General features: G+C 64.6%; 14 protein-coding genes and 1 pseudogene. 7 read left to right on the top strand and 8 right to left on the bottom strand.

The genetic code is table 11. From position 1 onward, the window contains the following. Positions 1-109 precede the first annotated feature (109 nt). The 3 genes and pseudogenes from ACNFCI_RS19840 to ACNFCI_RS19830 form a co-directional block, all read right to left on the bottom strand. A pseudogene (locus ACNFCI_RS19840) lies at positions 110-397 on the bottom strand (GAD-like domain-containing protein); the annotation flags it as partial. 45 nt (positions 398-442) lie between these two features. Further along, the gene (locus ACNFCI_RS19835) at positions 443-1,060 is read right to left on the bottom strand and encodes a GAD-like domain-containing protein (protein WP_416768147.1); all 618 of its coding nucleotides are present in this window, start codon (positions 1,058-1,060) and stop codon (positions 443-445) included. Positions 1,061-1,072: 12 nt separating this feature from the next. Continuing rightward, positions 1,073-2,419, bottom strand: a complete 1,347-nt coding sequence (locus ACNFCI_RS19830; protein WP_416768146.1) for a DUF6861 domain-containing protein — start codon at positions 2,417-2,419, stop codon at positions 1,073-1,075. A gap of 236 nt (positions 2,420-2,655) precedes the next feature. Here ACNFCI_RS19830 and ACNFCI_RS19825 point away from each other — a divergent pair, with 236 nt between their 5' ends. The 3 genes from ACNFCI_RS19825 (at position 2,656) to ACNFCI_RS19815 (ending at position 6,255) form a co-directional block, all read left to right on the top strand. Beyond that, the gene (locus ACNFCI_RS19825; RefSeq protein WP_084854777.1) at positions 2,656-3,339 is read left to right on the top strand and encodes a response regulator transcription factor; all 684 of its coding nucleotides are present in this window, start codon (positions 2,656-2,658) and stop codon (positions 3,337-3,339) included. Then, on the top strand, positions 3,336-4,658 hold the full coding sequence (locus tag ACNFCI_RS19820; RefSeq protein ID WP_416768145.1) for an ATP-binding protein: 1,323 nt from the start codon (positions 3,336-3,338) through the stop codon (positions 4,656-4,658). Before ACNFCI_RS19825 ends, ACNFCI_RS19820 begins: the two co-directional genes overlap by 4 nt. A gap of 196 nt (positions 4,659-4,854) precedes the next feature. After that, the gene (locus ACNFCI_RS19815) at positions 4,855-6,255 is read left to right on the top strand and encodes an aspartate aminotransferase family protein (protein WP_416768144.1); all 1,401 of its coding nucleotides are present in this window, start codon (positions 4,855-4,857) and stop codon (positions 6,253-6,255) included. A 71-nt stretch (positions 6,256-6,326) separates the two neighbouring features. Here the strand turns inward: ACNFCI_RS19815 and ACNFCI_RS19810 are convergent, their stop codons facing one another. Then, positions 6,327-7,253 carry a siderophore-interacting protein gene (locus tag ACNFCI_RS19810; RefSeq protein ID WP_416768143.1) on the bottom strand — a complete coding sequence of 309 codons (927 nt, stop codon included), beginning with the start codon at positions 7,251-7,253 and terminating at the stop codon, positions 6,327-6,329. Positions 7,254-7,390: 137 nt separating this feature from the next. Between ACNFCI_RS19810 and ACNFCI_RS19805 the strand changes: the two genes are divergently transcribed. Beyond that, positions 7,391-9,013: a twin-arginine translocation signal domain-containing protein gene (locus ACNFCI_RS19805; protein ID WP_416768142.1), complete on the top strand. Its 1,623-nt coding sequence runs from the start codon at positions 7,391-7,393 to the stop codon at positions 9,011-9,013. 88 nt (positions 9,014-9,101) lie between these two features. Here the strand turns inward: ACNFCI_RS19805 and ACNFCI_RS19800 are convergent, their stop codons facing one another. Genes ACNFCI_RS19800 through ACNFCI_RS19790 form a run of 3 tightly spaced genes read right to left on the bottom strand, consistent with a single transcriptional unit; the run spans position 9,102 to position 13,649 of the window. Next, positions 9,102-10,502 carry an efflux transporter outer membrane subunit gene (locus tag ACNFCI_RS19800; RefSeq protein WP_416768141.1) on the bottom strand — a complete coding sequence of 467 codons (1,401 nt, stop codon included), beginning with the start codon at positions 10,500-10,502 and terminating at the stop codon, positions 9,102-9,104. A 3-nt stretch (positions 10,503-10,505) separates the two neighbouring features. Continuing rightward, the gene (locus ACNFCI_RS19795) at positions 10,506-12,470 is read right to left on the bottom strand and encodes a MacB family efflux pump subunit (protein WP_416768140.1); all 1,965 of its coding nucleotides are present in this window, start codon (positions 12,468-12,470) and stop codon (positions 10,506-10,508) included. Beyond that, positions 12,471-13,649: an efflux RND transporter periplasmic adaptor subunit gene (locus ACNFCI_RS19790; RefSeq protein ID WP_416768139.1), complete on the bottom strand. Its 1,179-nt coding sequence runs from the start codon at positions 13,647-13,649 to the stop codon at positions 12,471-12,473. 206 nt (positions 13,650-13,855) lie between these two features. Between ACNFCI_RS19790 and ACNFCI_RS19785 the strand changes: the two genes are divergently transcribed. The 3 genes from ACNFCI_RS19785 to ACNFCI_RS19775 all read left to right on the top strand — a co-directional run bounded on the left by ACNFCI_RS19785 (position 13,856) and on the right by ACNFCI_RS19775 (position 16,411). Then, entirely contained in the window at positions 13,856-14,332 is a 477-nt protein-coding gene (locus tag ACNFCI_RS19785; protein WP_084854853.1) for a sigma-70 family RNA polymerase sigma factor, read from the top strand. 200 nt (positions 14,333-14,532) lie between these two features. After that, positions 14,533-15,018: a histidine kinase gene (locus ACNFCI_RS19780; protein WP_084854769.1), complete on the top strand. Its 486-nt coding sequence runs from the start codon at positions 14,533-14,535 to the stop codon at positions 15,016-15,018. Positions 15,019-15,085: 67 nt separating this feature from the next. Next, positions 15,086-16,411, top strand: coding sequence for an MFS transporter (locus ACNFCI_RS19775; RefSeq protein ID WP_368829839.1), 1,326 nt, complete (start codon positions 15,086-15,088; stop codon positions 16,409-16,411). Positions 16,412-16,525: 114 nt separating this feature from the next. Here the strand turns inward: ACNFCI_RS19775 and ACNFCI_RS19770 are convergent, their stop codons facing one another. Continuing rightward, on the bottom strand, positions 16,526-18,190 hold the full coding sequence (locus ACNFCI_RS19770) for an electron transfer flavoprotein-ubiquinone oxidoreductase (protein WP_084854767.1): 1,665 nt from the start codon (positions 18,188-18,190) through the stop codon (positions 16,526-16,528). Positions 18,191-18,608: the final 418 nt, after the last annotated feature.

The raw sequence follows: 18,608 nt of genomic DNA, 5'->3' as shown, positions 1-18,608 counted from the left end.
TACGACCGATTTGTATGGTGGCGCGCTCTTCAACGCTGAGTTCGGTATAAGACATAGGGGCAGCACCGTACCGGAAAGGTCAGGTGTTGCACTCAGTTTTTGCCGCCGCCCCATATAAATAAAGATCACCAAAAGCTCCACGCGCAATTACATGGTAAGTGTCATGCTTGGCCAAGGGCGTACCGTCAATCCAGGATGCAACGGCACCCTCATACTCATGAGGGTCGACGGTCCAGAAAATACCATGACCATATCCGCACCAGCCATGTTCGGCCCAATACGCCAAAAGCTGTCTTGGTAGTTTGTTCTCATAATAATCAATGGTGGAAGTTGGCGCCTCTTGCTTAAAGGTTGGCTCGCCCAGTGTTTTAATGAAAATCGAGAATATTTCGTCCATCTTGAACCTCTCGACAAGTTGGCGTTTATGCAGTCTAGCATTAAGCTAAAAGTCTGAAAGTGTGTATTGCCGCAGCACATCAAGCTGAGAAAGGAACATGAGGTGCTCAATGGTCTTAACCTTTTCTATGATTTCAGTGCTGGCGGGGCCTCCGAGTTGGAGTGCTGGAACGAAGCCATACATTTCGTCAGGCCTGAGAACGCCCAGCTTTTCCTTGGCCGAGTCGAATAGCTCATTGAAGTCAAGATACGCTTGGTCAAATGACAGGAGGAACGACCGAAAGGCTCTATTCATAGCGTGTGGCGATCTCTCGGCGGGATCATAAGTGTATCGAGAGACATTGCAGAAAATACAAAGTGATGGCCCCGATTTTTCGCCCCATAAGTACAAGTCGCCAAATGCGCTACGAGCGATGACATGATAGGTATCTGTCATTTCGAGCGCTGAGCTTTGCATCCAGCTGGCGAGTACGTTTTCGTACTCTTGAGGGTTGACCATCCAGAGGATCCCTTCTCCGTAGCCACACCACCCATGCTCTGCCCAGAACTGAAGTAGTTGGTCGGGTAATATACCGTCATACCGGCTTATGCTAGAAGGCGGAACCTCCTGTCGAAGCATCGGTTCGCCAATAGCTTCAAGTAATAATGAATATACCTCGTCCATAGTGGTTCTCCGTCAACACTTATGCAGCTTTACATTCAGGAACGTTGGTTTTCCAACGGTTTTTGGTGCGTTTTCAACGGCACGTTTCAGCTTTTCTACTTTTGATCTCCACTGCGGGCCGATCGTAGAGTTGACTTGTTTATCACCAAAGTCGGAAATTACATCCTTTCCTCCAGCTATCAAGTCCGGGTTGTGGAGTGCTGCCAGCGTGCTCATCGTTTCTTTCGCTCTTTGGGCTGCAATTATTTTGGCTTCACGGGGACTCATTATTTCCAGCAATTCCTCGCGGTTTCTTAGCTCAAGATCACGGAGCAATCGCTTACGGGCCTGTTTGGCTTGCGCCGGGTTTCGTTTTACGGGATTGGCCACATTCGCCAAAAACTCCTCAACCGTCAGCCGATTCAACCCATCCTGCTGTCCCTTCAACTGCCGTTCAAACTCGCCATGCTTGGATGCTGGCAGTTTGTCCGCCTTGAAGCACGCCACCGTATGCAACGGCATGCTACCGGGCTTCCCTGACGAGGGCTCCTTGTCTTTTCCCGCTGGCCGATTCGGCTGAACGGTTTGTGGCTCAGCTATCGCCCCCTTGCGTCGCTCCGGCACCTGCAGGTCTGGTCGCTTCTTCAACCCCTCCTCATGCTTGAGCATCCATTGCCCCAGCTTCGTACCTTTGCGGCTGGCCGCCATTTCCTGAGCCAGCACCTGGGCATTGCCGCGCCCACGAGTGAGGTAGGAAACGATGGCGCCCAACAACAGCACGATGATTTCCACATGGCCCAGGGCAATGAAGTGCGCGGCCTGGGAAATGGCGAAAGGGTCGTCCTGGCTGAACGCGCTCAGCCCTTCCTCGCCGCGTGTACCCTCCCACGCGATGCCGATGCCGCGCAGGTAGTAATCGGCGATACGCGGCAAACCGTCGACGAAGAACTCAGCGAGCGAGGCGATGCCCAGGATGCCCAGGATCCAGCTGCTGACCTGGAAGCCGATGGCGGTGCCCGCGATGCTGCCGGGAATGGCACCGGCCCCACCGGCGAAAGCACCCACGCCGGCACCGATGGCTGCGCCAGTCAGCACGCTGCCGGCGACGATCATCGCCATCTGCGTGGCGACCGCTATCAGGTCGTCGAGGATGCTGTTGATGTCCAGGTCGGCGAAGCGCCGACGCAGCAGACCGGCGGCCTTCCATTCGGCCTGATGGAAGGCTGAGCGCACGCTGTCCACCCGACGTAGGTTGAGCGCCAGTGATGGCACGTGCTCGTTGAGGTAGGTGCGGAAATGGGCGCCTCCTTGATAACCCATTTCATTGATTATGCGACGTTCGATCTGCTGCCATGAGGGCACCCAATGCCACAACCCCATTCGCTGTCTCCCTGACAACCAGCTGTTCAGGGCGACATCACATCACGCATCCAGGGTGACTATTTCCGAGCTGTATGTAGGATGTTTCCGCTTTGAATTGGCGGGGAAATGATTCTTTACAGGCTGCGCTGGTCGCCGGCCTGAATGGGCATGGGCCTATCCTGTCGCCCGTTGCATAATCGTCTCTTAATCCACCCAGGGTGCAATGTCCGCCTCACCTACCGGGAGCCTCCCCAATGCACGTATTGCTCTGCGAGGACGACGACCTGATCGCCAGCGGCATCTGCGCCGGCCTCACTGCCCAGGGCCTGACCGTGGACCGGGTGGCCAGCGCCTCGGCTGCCCAGGCCTTGCTGCAGGCCGCGCAGTTCGACGTGATGATCCTCGACCTCGGCCTGCCCGATGAAGACGGCCTGAAGCTGTTGCGCCGCCTGCGCCAGCAGGGCGTGACGCTGCCGGTGCTGGTGCTCACCGCTCGCGATGCGGTCACCGACCGGGTCGATGGGCTGCAGGCCGGGGCCGACGACTACCTGCTCAAGCCCTTCGACCTGCGCGAGCTCGCCGCACGCTTGCACACGCTGCTGCGCCGCGTGGCCGGGCGGGCGGTGAACGTCATCGAGCATGGCCCGCTGCGCTACGACCCGAGCAGTTGCGAGGCCACCCTGGCTGGCCAGGCCGTGGACCTGTCGCGCCGCGAGCAGGCGCTGCTCCAGGCATTGCTGCAGAACCCCGGGCGGGTGCTGTCCAGCGAGCAGCTCAAGGACTGCGTGTACGGCTTCAGCGACGAAGTCGAGAGCAACGCCTTGAACGTTCACATCCATCATTTGCGGCGCAAGCTGGGCAATAGCATCGTCGAGACCGTCCGCGGCCTGGGCTATCGCCTTGGCCCGGCCCAGGCCCCGCAGGGCACCGCACCATGAGCCTGCGTGCGCGCCTGACGCTGATCCTCGGCATCGCCTTCGTCATCATCTGGGCGCTGGCCGCCGCGTGGATGCTGCGCGACCTGCGCCAGCAGATGATGTTTTCCCTCGACCAGCGCCTGGTGGCCTCGGCACGCATGGTTGCCGGGTTGATCGAGCAGTTGCCGCAGCCGCTGGCGAGCAAGGGCCAGGACGCGCATTTTTCCGCCGACCAACTCAGCGTGCCGGACGGCATGGCCTGCCAGGTCAGTTCCCTGCGCGGCGAGATCCTGGCCAGCAATCACAAGCACGACGGTGCCATGGACGACCAGCACAGCGGCTTCCGTGACCAGACCATCGACGGCGCGCTCTGGCGCACCTTCACCTACAACCACGGGGATGTGCGAATCACCACCGCCGACCGCCATCAGGAACGCGAGGCGCTCAACCGCTCGATCCTGCTGGCTGCCTCGGCGCCGGTGTTGATGGCCTTGCTCGGCAGCCTGGGGTTGTTGTGGATCGGCGTGGGCAAGGGCCTGGAGCCGCTCAACCGGATGCGCGATGCCTTGCGCCGGCGCCGTGCCGACAGCGTCGAGCCGTTGCAGGTGGCTGGCATGCCCAGCGAGTTGCAGCCGCTGCTCGAAACCCAGAACCAATTGTTCCTGCGCATCGCCCAGACCATTGAGCGCGAGCGCCGCCTCACCGACGATGCCGCCCACGAACTGCGCAGCCCGCTGACTGCGATCAAGACCCACCTGCAGGTGGCCCGCATGACCGACGGCGCGGTGCGCGAGCAGGCGCTGGAACATGCCGAGCAGGGTACCGACCGCATGCACCGCACCCTGGAGCAATTGCTGATGCTGGCGCGGGTGGAAGGCAGCCTGTCGTTCGACGATGGCGTGCAGTGCAGCGCCGAGCAGGTGGCACGCCAGGCGGTGCAGGATGCCGGCGGTGGCGACAACCGGCGCATCGTGGTGCGCCTGCCGGAGGAGGCTACGCGCGTCTACCTGGGCATGCCAGCGCCGCTGGCGGTGGCGGCGTTGCGCAACCTGCTGGACAACGCCTTGCGCCATGGCGGCGACGCAGCCGTGGAGCTGGAAGTGCAGATGGCTGACGGGCAGGTGGGCTTCATGGTCCGCGACCATGGGCCCGGGATCGCCGAGGAAGACATGCAGCACCTGACCGAACGCTTCTGGCGCCACGACCAGAGCGGCGGCTGCGGCCTGGGGTTGGCGATCGTCCAGGCCATCGTCCAGCGTTGTGCCGGCAGCCTGCGTTTCGAAAACCCTGGCGATGGTTTGCGTGTCTGGCTGCAGGTGCCGGCGCGCCAGGGCAACTGAGCCCTGCCCGCAGCCTGTGGAGGATCACCCCACCCTCTGTGGGAGCGGGTTCACCCGCGAAGGCCCACCCTGCAATCTCAAATCAACCGGTAAATCCTCGCCCCGCTGACGCGTTCTCCAAGCGACAACCACCCGACACACATCCGGTTACAGGGAGCGTGGCGGGACACATTCGCTTGCTTGCGAGGATTTTCCGATGTCGACCGCTTCCAGCCTTGCCCAGACCCTGCCACCCAGCGCCCCACAGGCGTTGTACGAATTCGAGGATTCGCCCCTGTTGCTGCGCCAGCAACGACAGGAGTCCAACGCCCGCAGCTACCCGCGGCGCATCCCCTTGGCGCTCAAGCGTGCCCGTGGGATTCATGTGGAAGACGTCGAGGGCCGCCAGTTCATCGATTGCCTGGCGGGCGCGGGCACCCTGGCCCTGGGCCACAACCACCCGGTGGTGATCGAGGCGATCCAGCAAGTACTGGCCGATGAGCTGCCCCTGCATACCTTGGACTTGACCACCCCAGTCAAGGACCGCTTCGTCCAGGACCTGTTCGGCCTGCTGCCCGAGGCCCTGCGCCGCGACGCGAAAATCCAGTTCTGCGGGCCGACCGGCACCGATGCGGTGGAGGCTGCGCTGAAACTGGTGCGCACGGCCACCGGGCGCAGCACGGTGCTGGCGTTCCAGGGGGCCTACCACGGCATGTCCCAGGGCGCGTTGAGCCTGATGGGCAGCCTGGGGCCGAAGCAACCCTTGGCGGCTCTGCTGGGCAATGGCGTGCAGTTCATGCCATACCCCTACGACTACCGCTGCCCCTTCGGCCTGGGCGGTGAGGCGGGCGTACGGGCGAACCTGCAATACCTGGAGAACCTGTTGTGCGACCCGGAAGCCGGTGTGGCGCTACCGGCGGCGGTGATCGTCGAGGTGGTGCAAGGCGAAGGCGGCGTGATCCCGGCGGACATCCAATGGCTGCGCGGCCTGCGAGCCATCACCGAGCGGGCGGGCGTGGCGCTGATCGTCGATGAGATCCAGAGCGGCTTCGCCCGTACCGGGCGGATGTTCGCCTTCGAGCACGCCGGTATCGTGCCGGACGTGGTGACGCTGTCCAAGGCCATCGGTGGCAGCCTCCCCCTGGCCGTGGTGGTCTACCGTGCCTGGCTGGACACCTGGCAGCCAGGCGCCCATGCCGGAACCTTCCGTGGCAACCAGATGGCCATGGCGGCTGGCTCTGCGGTGATGGCCTACCTGGTCGAGCATCGCCTGGCCGAACATGCCGAGGCCATGGGCCAGCGCTTGCGCAATCACTTGCTGGGCCTGCAGCAGGACTATCCGCAACTGGGGGATGTCCGTGGGCGTGGCCTGATGCTGGGGGTGGAACTGGTGGACCCGACCGGCGAGCGGGACGCGCTGGGGCATCCACCTGCCAGCCGCGCCCTGGCGCCGAAGGTGCAGCGCGAATGCCTGAGGCGTGGGCTGATCCTCGAGCTGGGCGGGCGTCATGGCGCGGTGGTGCGCTTCCTGCCGCCCTTGATCATCAGTGCCGAACAGGTTGACGAAGTGGCCGGGCGGTTTGCCGAGGCGGTGAGGGCGGCGGTGGCTGCGGGGTGAGCGAAGGGGGCCGCCTTGCGGCCCTTTCGCGGGGCAAGCCCGCTCCTACAAGGGGATTGCGCAGCGCTCTTTCAATCGAACGTCCTGCCGGCGCGCCAATACCCCATCAAGGCCAGGCAGTCGCGCCCGAGCCCTCGCTCCTTGACCAGGTGGCGGCGAATGTCCATGACCGCCGCTGACTCGCCGGCGATCCAGGCGTGGAATTCGCTTCCCTCGCCGCGGCCGTGCTCCCAGAGAAGGCTGCGTTCGATATTCACCTCCTCCAGTTTCACCGCACCTGCCGTGCCGCACGGTAGGCTGGCCAATTCGCGTATCGCGTGGCGCATGGCGTGGCCGTGCTCGCAACGCAGCAGGTCGCGAGGCAACCAATGCACCTGTGCTGTGGGGCTGTGGCGCAACGGCAGGCAGTCGGCCTCCAGCGGTACCTCGATGAAGGCCTGCACCGCCAGCGCCGGGCGGGTGTCGGCCAGTTGCTCGAGGATGCCGGCAAGGGCCGGCAAGGCGGTTTCGTCGCCCATCAGGAGCACGTGCCGGGCGCTGTGTGGTGGTTTCCATTCATAACCGCCGGGGTCGCCTTCATAGGTCAGGTTCGGCGCCACCATCTGCAGCCGATCGCCAATGCGCGCCTGGGTTGCCCAGGTCGAGGCCGGGCCATTGATGCCATGCAGGACGAAATCCACATCGACCTCCAGCGCGTCGCGGCGCAGGGCGCGAATGGTGTAGGTGCGCATCGGTGGGGTGTGCTCGGGCGCCAGTCCCTGGCGCGCCTGTTGCCAATGGCCATCCTTGGGCAACCGGGGCGGCTGCCCGGCGGGCGTGGGGAAGAACAACTTGACGCGTTGGTCGGGGGCCAAGGTCGTCATCTGCGCCACATCGTCACCGGTGAAGACGAACCGGCACAGGGACGGGCTCAACGGCTCGATGCCCTTGAGTTCGATATCGAACAGTCGATAGGCCGTGGCCTTCGGTCGCAGCAGGCGGGAGAGGAGGGATGTCATGGTCGGTGCCTCTGGTAGACGGAGTCCTGGAAGGAACGAGCCGTCCTGGCCCTGAATTAAGGCAGTAAATTTCCCGCCCCAGGTTACGTCCTAGCTTGGATAGAAACCGCAGCGTGGCAGGAACGGATAGAGGCGCAATGACCATTTCCCGACGAGGATTCATCGCAGGCCTGGCAGTCGCGGGGGCGACCGGTACGGCGGCCTACTATGCGCACAAGGAACTGACCCATGACCCCGATGACGACATCGTCACGCCAGGCGAGGCCAGCGTGGAATTGGCCGACTATGCCGGACAGGTGTTGGCCGACCGTCTGCGGGGCATCTGGGATCTCCGTTTCGAAGGCGTCGGGGCGGGCCTTGACGGTTTGCCAGTGGCCGGCGTCGAACTGTTCCTCGATGTTGCCACCAAGGGCCGTGGCCTGCGTGGCTTCGTCGACACCGGCGAGCGCCTGCGCGGTGGAGGGGCGGCCCATTACCGCGTCCTAGGCGACTTGGTGGGGGCGTCCGCTGCCCAGGTGCGCTGGCGCTTGCTGAACCAGCACGGGGGGCCGAGTTATGAATGCGTGGCCAGCCTCGACGAAGTCTGGGGCCGTTTCGCCAATGCCGGCAGCGGCACCCTCAGTGGCCGGCTGCAGCGCTTGGATCGACCTTTGACGCTGCCGATCGCCGACAGCCGCTTCGTGGCGGTCAAGCGCCTGTTTCCTGAAGCGCGCGAGCGCATCGCCTATACGCCACAGATGCAGGCATGGGTAGTCAGCCCCGAGCATCGCCTGTTCCACCAGCTCTGGCATGCGACCCGGGACAAATGGCACCGGCTGTCCGACACACAGCGCGGTGCCTTGCGTGGCCTGGGCTGGCAGCCCGGCCCACGTGACCATGAGCGCGATGCCCGGGGGCCGCACAAGCACCGCAACGGCTCGGGGGTCGATTTCCTGTTCATGCACCGGCACATGCTCGACGCAGCGCGTCGCTTGCAGGACCTGCCGTCCTGGTCGCACTTCCCGCTGCCGCAACCGAGCGTGGAATTCGACCGCGTGGGTTTTGCCCGCTATCACGAGAACCACGACGGCTGCTGCGTGCCACCCAGTTGGCAGGCACCGGGCGATGACGCGTATGGGCAATGGGTCTCGGCGATCAAGGCCAGTGAAACCTTCTGCAGCAATTTCCAGGTCTGGGAGTCGCAGTACCAGGACCCGCAGTACCTGTCGAAACTGAGCCTGGGTGCGCTCGGTTCCGAGATGGAGATGACCCTGCACGACTGGCTGCACATGTGCTGGGCCTCGGTACCGCGCGACCCAATCAATGGTGCCCCGGTGCCGTTCGCCCGTGATCCCGCCGACTTCGCCACGCGCTGGTTCGGCGCCGAGAACGATTTTCTCGGCGACCCGTTCTCGTCCCACGTCAACCCGGTGTTCTGGGGCTTCCACGGTTGGATCGACGACCGTATCGAAGACTGGTACCGCGCCCATGAACGGTACCACCCCGGCCAGGTACGGCGCCTGGAGGTCAATGGCGTGAAATGGTTCGCGCCAGGGCGCTGGGTCGAGGTCGACGACCCCTGGCTGGGGCCGGATACCCATGGTTGCAGCACTTTGCCGGGCACGCGCCCTGGCAAGTCGGTGGAAATGGATGTGGAGACCATGAAGCTGGCGCTGCGCATCACTTTTGGCGAGGACGACAAGCTGGGTGAGCTGGTGCGCCGGGTGCCGCGTCGGCCCTGGTATGCGCGGCACCTGTCGTTGAAGAATATCGTTGCCTGATGGATGAGCGGGGCGAGCCCGCGCCGGCCTTGTATGAGCGGCGGTGCGGCGATCCGACTGGTCCCGCGATGGGCTGCAAGGCAGCCCCTTAGCGAACCTGCCAACCACCCCCCAAAGCTTTGTACAGCGCCACGCTGCCCTGCAGTCGGGCCAAGTGCAGCGCTGCTTGCTGGTCCTGGGCGTCATACAAGGTGCGCTGGGTCTGGAGCACGCTGAGCAGGGACTCGGCACCTGCGCCGTAGCGTTGCCGGGCCAGCTCGAAGGCGATGCGCGCCTGGTGCACTTCCTCGTCCTGCCATTGGCGCTGGCGGTCCACGCCGGCGATGGCATTGAGCGCCCGCTCGACATCCGAGAAGCCGGCCAGGATGCTGCTGCGGTAGTTTTCCAGCAGCTCCTGCCGTTCAGCGCGGGCCAGGTTCCGGGAGGCGCGCAGGCGGCCATTGTCGAAAACTGGTGACAGCAATCCCGCGGTCAAGGTGTAGAAGGGGCTGTCGAGGATATCGGCGAAGGTCCGCGCACCACTGCCCAGGTCGGCACCGAGCGTGAACCTGGGTAGCATGGCGGCCCGGGCAACCTGCACGTTGGCATTGGCGGCCGCCAGGCGCGCCTCGGCGGCGGCGATGTCCGGGCGCCGGCCGAGCAGGTCGCTGGGCACACCACTGCCAATCCGCGGCCATTGCAGGGCGAGGATCGACTCGGCACTGGCCGGCAAGCGCTGCACCGGGTCGCCAAGCAGGGTGGCGAGGGTTACGCGGCTGTCCTGCCACTGCTGCTCGAGCCAGGGCAACTGCCGCGCTTGGGCCGCCACCAGGCTGCGTTGCTGGGCCAGTTCGAGGCGGGTGGCCGATCCTGAACGTTCGCGCGCTTCGACCAGCCGCAGCACATCACGGGCGTTGTCCAGGTTCAGGTGGGCGATGCGCAGCCGCTCCTGCAAGGCCGCGCCAAGCAGGTAGGTGTCGGCCACCGCGCTGGTGAGCGTCAGCTCGACGGTCTGGCGATCGAAGCGGCTGGCGTCGAGCTCATGCAAGGCGCTGTCGCGTGCCGCGCGCAGCCCACCCCAGAAGTCGATCTCGTAGCTGGCGCTAAGGCGCATGCCGAAGGAGGTGCTGGTACGCTCGCGGCTGCTGACGTCGAGCGTGTCGTTGCCATCGCCGCGCAGCAGGTGCTGGCGGCTACCGTCCAGGCGCATCTGCAGTTCCGGCAGCAGCGGCGCGCCCGCCGCTACGGCCCGGGCCTGGGCCTGGCGTACGCGTGCGCTGGCGGCGGCGAGGTCGTGGCTGTTGTGACGGGCTCGCTCGATCAGGCGGTTCAGTTCCGGGCTGGCGAAGGCTTGCCACCAGGCTGCATCCGGCAGGGGCAGGGCGGTGTCGAAGGCCGCGGCCTGCCAGCTCGCCGGTGGGGCGATGCCGGCACTGGGCGGCGGTTGGGTGCTGCAGGCCGCCAGGGTCAGGGCCAGGGTCAACAGGCTGATGCGGGTTGGCAATGTCATGGCTCACACGCTGGTAAGGGCTTTGACCGGGTCGAGGCGGGCAGCCTTGCGGGCCGGCATGAAGCCGAACACCACGCCGGTGATGACGGCGCAGGCGAAGGCGCCGAGGATGGCAGGCAGGGCGAAGGCCACGGCGATCCCGGCGAGCATCAACCCGCCGCCGATGCACAACGCGAGCAGGATGCCGGTCACTCCACCGACCATCGACAGCATCACCGCTTCGCTGAGGAACTGGCGCAGGATGTCTCGCTGGCGTGCGCCGGTGGCCATGCGGATGCCGATCTCGCGGGTGCGCTCGCGCACGGTCATGAGCATGATGTTCATCACGCCGATGCCGCCCACCAGCAGCGAGATGGCGGCGATGGCGCCGAGCATCAGCGACAGGCTGTTCTGCGTGCGTGCCTCGGCCTGGATCAGTGCGGCATCGTTGGTCAGTTCGAAATCCTGCTTGCCCTGGTGGCGCTGGCGCAACAGTCGGTCGATGGCGGCCTCGGTGTCTTTGACCTGCGAGGAGTCCAGGGCGGCGATGGTGACGTATTCAGGCTCGTAGCGGCCGAACAGGCGGATGGCCGCGGCCGAGTAGGGCACCACGATGCGCCCGTCGCTGTCCTGGTCGCCCGAGCTTGCGCCCTTGCCGGCGAGGATGCCGACCACCTGGAACGGCACGTTGCCGATTAGCAAATACTGGCCGAGCGGGTCGCGCTGGCTGTCGAGCATCTTTTCACGCACCTTCTGGCCGATCACGGCCACCGCCGCGCCGCTGGCTTCGTCGGCTTCGCTGAAGAAGCTGCCCTCGACCACCGGCCAGTTGAAGATCTCGGGGAACCAGGTGTTGTTGCCGCCGACGTAGAACTGCTGGCTGTTGTTGCCATGGCGCACCATCAGCTTCTCGCCGATCACCGGCATGATGCGCTTGACCTGCGGCAGTTCGCCGATCGCGGTAACGTCATCGAGGGTGACGACGCCCGCCGGTTCGCCCAGGCTCGCCGGCTTGCCGTTGAGGTAGAGGATGTTCGAGCCGAACGCTGCCATCTGCGCCATGACCTGGCGCTTGCTGCCTTCGCCGACGGCCAGCATCACCACCACCGAGGCGACGCCGATGACGATGCCGAGCAGGGTCAGGGCCGTGCGCAAGCGACTGATCCACATCATCCGCCATGCCGCCTGCAATGCTTCGAACAGTTCGCCCTTCCAGGCGCCACGCTGGGTGGCGCCGCAGTCCAGGCGCTGGCGCAGCGCCTCGGCCTGCAGCCCAGGGCGCGTATCGCCCAGGTTTTGTCCTGAGGCGCAGTCACTGGTCTTGAGGCCATCGCGGATCTCGATCACCCGGTGCGCCCGTGCCGCCACCTCGCGGTCGTGGGTGATGAGGATGATCACATGGCCCTGGCTGGCCAGCTCGTCGAGCAGCGTCATGACCTCGGCACCGCTGTGGCTGTCCAAGGCACCGGTCGGCTCGTCGGCAAGGATGATATGGCCGCCGTTCATCAGGGCCCGGGCAATCGACACCCGCTGCTGCTGGCCGCCGGACAGCTGGTGCGGGCGGTTGCCGGTACGGCTGGCCAGGCCCAGGCGTTGCAGCAATGCCGCGGCGCGCGCATGACGCTGGCCGGCAGGCGTACCGGCATAGATAGCCGGCATCTCGACGTTCTCCTGGGCCGAGCCGGACGGGATCAGGTGGTATCCCTGGAATACGAAGCCGAAGGCCTCGCGGCGCAGCCAGGCCAGCTCGTCGCCGTCGAGCTCGGCGACGTCCTTGCCGGCGAAACGGTAGCAGCCGCTGGACGGGCGATCGAGGCAGCCGAGGATGTTCATCAAGGTCGACTTGCCTGAACCGGAGGCGCCAACGATGGCGACGAAATCGCCCGGGTAGATGCTCAGGCTGATGCCGCGCAGTACCTCGACCTCAGGGGTGTCGATGCCGCCGTAGGTCTTGCGGATGTCGGTCAGTTCGATCAGTGGCGTTGGCATTCAACCTCCGCTGGCCGCTGGCGCGCCGATGACCAGGTGTTCGCCCTCGCGCAGGCCGTCGAGGATCTGCACCCGCAGGCGGTCACTCAGCCCCGTGCGCACCTGGCGCTGTTCGACCTTGCCATCGCTGCCCAATACCTGCGCCAGGCGCAGGCCATCTCCGTCGGTGTCGTCCAGGGCGGCCAGCGGCGCGGTAAGGACCTGCCGGGCCTGGCCTGCGACGAAGAACACCTGGGTGGTCATCTCTGCCATCAGTGCGCCATCGGGGTTGTCGACGTCCAGCAGCACGGTGTACTGGACCACTTTGCTGCCGGTGGTGCCGGCGCCGGCACTGGCCGGGCTGCCGCCGCCTTGGCTGGCTTGGTCCAACGGCTTGGGTGGGATCGGCAGGATCTGCCGGACCGTACTGGTCCAGCGCCGCTTGCCGCCGGCCAGGGTGGTGAAATAGGCGGTCATGCCGGGCTGGACCTTGCCGATGTCGGCTTCCGACACCTGGGCCCAGACAGTCATCGGCGAGAGCTTGGCGATGCGCAGGATCAACGGCGTCTGCTGCTGGGCATTGAGTGTCTGGCCTTCCCGGGCGTCCACCGCCACCACGGTACCGGCCATGGGCGCATAGATGCGCGTGTAGCCCAGCTCGGCCTCGTCGCTGCGCAGGCTGGCCTGGGCCTGGCGGATCTGCGCCTGGTACCTGTCGATGCGGGCCTGGGTCACTTTGAGCTGGGCCTGCGCCGTTTGCAGGTCCTCGGCCCGGGTGGCACCGGCCGCGGCCAGGTCGCGTTGGCGCTTGTACTGCTGGCCGGCCAGCTGGTACTGGGCGCGTTGCTCGGCCAGCTGGGCCTTGAGGTTGTCGATCGAATAGCGCCCGGCGTCGAGCCTGGCCTGCTGGGTGGAAGGGTCGATCTCCACCAGCAACTGGCCCTGGCGCACCGCGTCGCCCACTTCCACGTGCAATTTGCGGATCTGCCCGGAGGCTTGGGCACCCACATCGACATAGCGCCGAGGCTGCAGGGTGCCCAGGGCGGTCACGCTGCTTTCGATGTCGGCGCGGGTGACCGCCACGGTGTTGACCGGCTGTGCGCCGAAGGGCAGGGACTTCCAGGCCAGCAGGCCGCCCAGGCCAAGCAGGCCCAGGCCACCGAACAGGATACGACGGCGGGTGGTGGTCAAACGTCTCATCGGAGCTTCCAGCCAGAAATAATGGCCATGCGCCGTCAATCAGGGAGCGCAAGGAGGTCACCGATAGACGAAGGCCAGATGGCGGGATTTAACCGACCGGCTTGCTGTTGCTGAGAATCATTATAATTTGTAAGATGCCGCGCTGATATCACGCTGTCCCGTGGGCCGGTCTACTAGTGTCGAGCAGGGAAATGCCAGGTACCGTCGTGGAACATTACTATCGTGAGCTGGTGAGTTTCCTTTGCGCGCGCCTGGGCAATCGCCAGGCGGCAGAGGATGTCGCCCATGATGCCTACCTGAGGGTGCTGGAGCGGGCCGATGCCCAGCGCATCGAACACCCGCGCGCTTTTCTCTATCGCACCGCCTTGAACCTGGTGGTCGATCGCCACCGGCGCCATCAGGTGCGCCAGGCCGAGCCGCTGGAAGTGCTCGACACCGATGAGCGCTGGCACGGCCCGGGGTTGTCCCAGCGTATGCAGTTGGACCAGCGCCTGGAATTGATGCAGCGCGCCCTGGGCGAGCTCAGCGGGCCGTGCCGGGACAGCTTCCTGCTGCGCAAGCTCGAAGGCCTGTCGCACCAGCAGATCGCCGAGCGCCTGGGCATTTCCCGCAGCCTGGTGGAAAAGCACATCGTCAACGCCATGAAACACTGCCGCGTGCGCATGCGCCAATGGGAATCCTGAGGGCGCGCCAGCATGCGTATCAGCCCTGTTACACCTTGGGAACGGCCCGAAAATTCCCCCGGCCGGCGACTTGATTTCTCTGCGTTTCACGACAACTATCAAGAAAGACCCCCACCAAGGCACCGCCCTGGCGGTTGCCTGCACTGGCGCAGTAATGGTCAGGGAATGTCCCCCAACACCTTGTTGCCCAGGTCCAGACGATGCCAAACAAGACCCTGCGCATCCTCATCGCCGATGAGCACCCGTGCCAGCGTTTGCAGCTGGAAAAGATGCTCAATGGCTTGGGCTATTACCGCATTGCCCCGGTGGACACCTTCGAGGACCTGCAGCGCCTGGTGCAGAGTGCGCTGCAGCCGTTCCACCTGTTGATCGGCAGCATCGAGCTGGCCAGTCACGCTGGCGTCGACCTGGTGCGCTTCTGTCGTTGCAGCGCGCAGATCCAGCATGCCCTGCTGTACCACTCCCAGCACCCGAAACTGCCCGCGGTGCCCCAGGCGCAGCGCCAGGCGGTCAGCATCAGCCTGCCCCAGGTGCCGGACGACGAAGCCTTGCAATCATTCATGGCGATCATCGATGAGCCGGCCTTGGTGGGGCAGGTGCCCCTGTCGCCAAGGTTGTCCCATGGGACGCTCGGTTCCGGCCGGCGGATGAACTTCGGCCACACGGTATTCAGCCGCTCGACCTGAGTCGCGTGGGGCAGACGGCAGGCATTTGTTATCCTCTTGCCCTTTGCCGATCTGCGGAAACCTTGCCATGACTGCCATCGATACCGCCCGCCCGCCCCGGTTCAGCCGTGGCGACCACAGGACCCTGGGCCTGGCGGCGCTGGGCGGCGCGCTGGAAATCTACGATTTCATCATCTTCGTGTTCTTTGCCCTGACCTTGAGCCAGCTGTTCTTCCCTCCGGAAATGCCCGAGTGGCTGCGGCTGCTGCAGAGCTTCGGGATCTTTGTCACCGGCTACCTGGCCCGCCCCCTGGGCGGTATCCTCATGGCCCACTTCGCCGACCACCTGGGGCGCAAGCGAGTGTTCAGCCTGAGCATCCTGATGATGGCCTTGCCTTGCCTGCTGATCGGGGTGATGCCTACCTATGCCGATATCGGCTATGCCGCGCCGTTGATCCTGCTGGCCTTGCGTATCCTCCAGGGGGCGGCGGTGGGTGGCGAGGTGCCCAGTGCCTGGACCTTCGTCGCCGAGCACGCCCCCCACGGTCGGCGCGGCTATGCCCTGGGCTTCCTGCAGGCCGGGTTGACCTTCGGCTACCTGCTCGGTGCCCTCACCGCGACCTTGCTGGCCCGCGTGTACAGCCCGCAGGAAATACTCGATTACGCCTGGCGCTACCCGTTCCTGCTGGGCGGTGTGTTCGGCGTCATCGGCGTGTGGCTGCGCCGCTGGCTGAGCGAAACCCCGGTATTCCTGGCCCTGCGCGAGCGTCAGGAACAGCCGGTGGCCTTCCCGCTGCGCAGCGTGCTGGGCGAGCATCGCCGGGCATTGGTCCCGGCGGCGCTGCTGACCTGTGTGCTGACCTCTGCGGTGGTGGTGCTGGTGGTCATCACACCGACCGTGATGCAGCAACGCTTCGGCATCGCTGCCGGGCATACCTTCGCCTTGAGCAGCGTGGGTATCGTATTTCTCAATATCGGCTGCGTGCTGGCGGGGATGCTGGTCGATCGCATCGGCGCCTGGCGTGCACTGATGCTCTACAGCCTGTTGCTACCCCTGGGCATCGGAGCGCTGTACGCCAGCCTGGTCGGGCAGGCTGGCTGGATCTGGCTGGCCTATGCGCTGGCCGGTTTGTCTTGTGGCGTGGTAGGGGTGGTGCCGTCGGTGATGGTCGGGTTGTTCCCCGCGCAGATCCGGGTGTCGGGCATCTCGTTCACCTACAACGTGGCCTATGCCCTGTGGGCCAGCACCACCCCGTTGGCATTGATTGCGTTGATGCCGTGGAGCCCCTGGGTGTGTGTCGGCTTCTGTCTGCTGATGGGCCTGGTCGGTGCGCTCACCGCCTGGTATTTCGGGCGCCGTGAACTGCTGGGCTTTGCCGCCGAGCCGGTGCCGATCATGTGTGGTGACAAATGAGTGGCGGGGCCTTGTTAGGCTCTGTACGAAAACCCTGCAGCGATTGCTACAGCCAGTTCGAATGAAAAAGCCCCCGAAACCGGGGGCTTTTTCATTGCTGCGAGGGCAGGGCGCTTACATGTTCGGGTAGTTCGGCCCGCCTGCACCTTCAGGGGTGACCCAGGTGATGTTCTGGGCCGGGTCCTTGATGTCGCAGGTCTTGCAGTGCACGCAGTTCTGCGCGTTGATCTGGAAGCGCTTGCTGCCGTCTTCCTGGGTGACCACCTCGTACACACCCGCCGGGCAGTAGCGCTGGGCTGGCTCGTCGTACAGCGGCAGGTTGCTGGCGATCGGCACGTTCGGGTCGGCCAGCTTCAGGTGGCAGGGTTGTTCCTCTTCATGGTTGGTGCTGGAGAGGAACACCGAGCTGAGCTTGTCGAAGCTGAGCTTGCCGTCCGGTTTCGGGTAGTCGATCTTTTTCGAATCCGCCGCGAGCTTGAGGCAGGCGTAGTCCGGTTTGGTGTCGTGCAGGGTGAATGGCAGCTTGCCGCCGAACCAGTTCTGGTCGACATAGTTGAAGGCCGCGCCGAAGATCGGGCCGAACTTGTGCATGGCCGGGCCGAAGTTGCGGCTGGCGTACAGCTCTTCGTACAGCCAGCTGGCCTTGAAGGCGCTGACATAGCTGTTGAGCGTATCGCCACCTTCGCCACCGGCGAGCAGGGCGTCGGCCACCGCGTCGGCAGCGAGCATGCCGGACTTCATCGCGGTGTGGCTGCCCTTGATCTTGGCGAAGTTCAGGGTGCCCAGGTCGCAGCCGATCAGCGCGCCGCCATTGAAGACCATCTTCGGCAGCGAGTTCAGGCCGCCCTTGCAGATGGCGCGAGCACCGTAGCTGATGCGCTTGCCGCCTTCGAGGTACTGGCTGATCACCGGGTGATGCTTCAGACGCTGGAACTCGTCGAACGGCGACAGGTATGGGTTGGCGTAGGAAAGGTCGACGATCAGGCCGACCACCACCTGGTTGTTTTCCAGGTGATAGAGGAAGGAGCCGCCCGTGTTCTCGGCGCTCATCACATCCAGTGGCCAGCCGGCGGTATGCACCACCAAGCCTTGCTCGTGCTTGGCCGGGTCGATTTCCCAAATTTCCTTCAGGCCGATGCCGTAGTGCTGCACGTCGGCTTCGCTGTCGAGGTTGAAGCGCTTGATCAACTGTTTGCCGATATGGCCACGGCAGCCTTCGGCGAACAGGGTGTACTTGGCGCGCAGTTCCATGCCCGGCGTGTACAGGCCGTCCTTGGGGTTGCCTTCGCGGTCGACACCCAGGTCGCCGGTGACGATGCCGCGGACCACGCCATTCTCATCGAACAGCGCCTCCTGGGCAGCGAAGCCCGGGTAGATCTCCACGCCCAGGTTCTCGGCCTGCTGGGCCAGCCAGCGGCACAGGTTGCCCAAGGAAATGATGTAGTTGCCCTGGTTGTGCATGGTCTTGGGCACGAACAGGTCTGGGACCTTGGTCGAGCTGGCGGCATCCTTGAGCACATAGATGTCGTCGCGCTTGACCTCGGTGTTCAGCGGCGCGCCGAGCTCCTTCCAGTCGGGGAACAGCTCGTTCAGGGCGCGGGGCTCGAAGACCGCGCCGGAGAGGATGTGGGCGCCCACCTCGGAGCCTTTCTCGACCACGCAGACGCTGATCTCGTTACCGGCTTCGGCGGCCTTCTGCTTCAGGCGGCAGGCGGCGGACAGGCCTGCCGGACCTGCGCCGACGATGACCACGTCGAATTCCATGTATTCGCGTTCCACTGGTTCTCTCCTACTCAAGGCTCATCGCTGTTGCTTGTCTTGTCTTTTTGGGTGATGGAGGGTCATGCACGGCTGTGTAAGCTGTAGCTTCGTGGATGACGGACTACACCGCTTTGTCTTGGCCGCGCATTATATCTACACCACTTGGCGGGTCCAATACAAACGTTTGTTTGAATTTGCCGGAGCCCAGTAAAATCACTGGGACGCAGCTGGAGGCTGGCCGATTTGCCGTATTGACCGGATTGGGTGTTACGGTCAAGATACGAGCGGTTTTACGCTCGCCGTAGGCTGACCGCCGGGCGCAGGCGCACCCCTAAAGACCAGGCGTGGAGCAGGGTTTTCGGGCCGAATCCGGTTTTGTAGTGGAGTCTACACGCCACGACAGGAAATGACCCGTGGGTTTTGCCTGTGGAGTCGA

It is taken from the genome of Pseudomonas sp. NY15356 (genome assembly GCF_048068175.1).
In the GTDB taxonomy this organism is placed as follows: Bacteria; Pseudomonadota; Gammaproteobacteria; order Pseudomonadales; family Pseudomonadaceae; genus Aquipseudomonas; species Aquipseudomonas putida_K.
Note: the sequence above shows the minus strand (reverse complement) of the source record. Positions and strands in the feature narration are given on the sequence as shown.

Excerpts from the sequence above, each read along its gene's own strand:
- ACNFCI_RS19835 (WP_416768147.1), bottom strand. The coding sequence starts at position 1,060 with ATGGACGAGGTATATTCATTATTACTTGAAGCTATTGGCGAACCGATG.
- ACNFCI_RS19830 (WP_416768146.1), bottom strand. The coding sequence starts at position 2,419 with ATGGGGTTGTGGCATTGGGTGCCCTCATGGCAGCAGATCGAACGTCGC.
- ACNFCI_RS19825 (WP_084854777.1), top strand. The coding sequence starts at position 2,656 with ATGCACGTATTGCTCTGCGAGGACGACGACCTGATCGCCAGCGGCATC.
- ACNFCI_RS19820 (WP_416768145.1), top strand. The coding sequence starts at position 3,336 with ATGAGCCTGCGTGCGCGCCTGACGCTGATCCTCGGCATCGCCTTCGTC.
- ACNFCI_RS19815 (WP_416768144.1), top strand. The coding sequence starts at position 4,855 with ATGTCGACCGCTTCCAGCCTTGCCCAGACCCTGCCACCCAGCGCCCCA.
- ACNFCI_RS19810 (WP_416768143.1), bottom strand. The coding sequence starts at position 7,253 with ATGACATCCCTCCTCTCCCGCCTGCTGCGACCGAAGGCCACGGCCTAT.
- ACNFCI_RS19805 (WP_416768142.1), top strand. The coding sequence starts at position 7,391 with ATGACCATTTCCCGACGAGGATTCATCGCAGGCCTGGCAGTCGCGGGG.
- ACNFCI_RS19800 (WP_416768141.1), bottom strand. The coding sequence starts at position 10,502 with ATGACATTGCCAACCCGCATCAGCCTGTTGACCCTGGCCCTGACCCTG.
- ACNFCI_RS19795 (WP_416768140.1), bottom strand. The coding sequence starts at position 12,470 with ATGCCAACGCCACTGATCGAACTGACCGACATCCGCAAGACCTACGGC.
- ACNFCI_RS19790 (WP_416768139.1), bottom strand. The coding sequence starts at position 13,649 with ATGAGACGTTTGACCACCACCCGCCGTCGTATCCTGTTCGGTGGCCTG.
- ACNFCI_RS19780 (WP_084854769.1), top strand. The coding sequence starts at position 14,533 with ATGCCAAACAAGACCCTGCGCATCCTCATCGCCGATGAGCACCCGTGC.
- ACNFCI_RS19775 (WP_368829839.1), top strand. The coding sequence starts at position 15,086 with ATGACTGCCATCGATACCGCCCGCCCGCCCCGGTTCAGCCGTGGCGAC.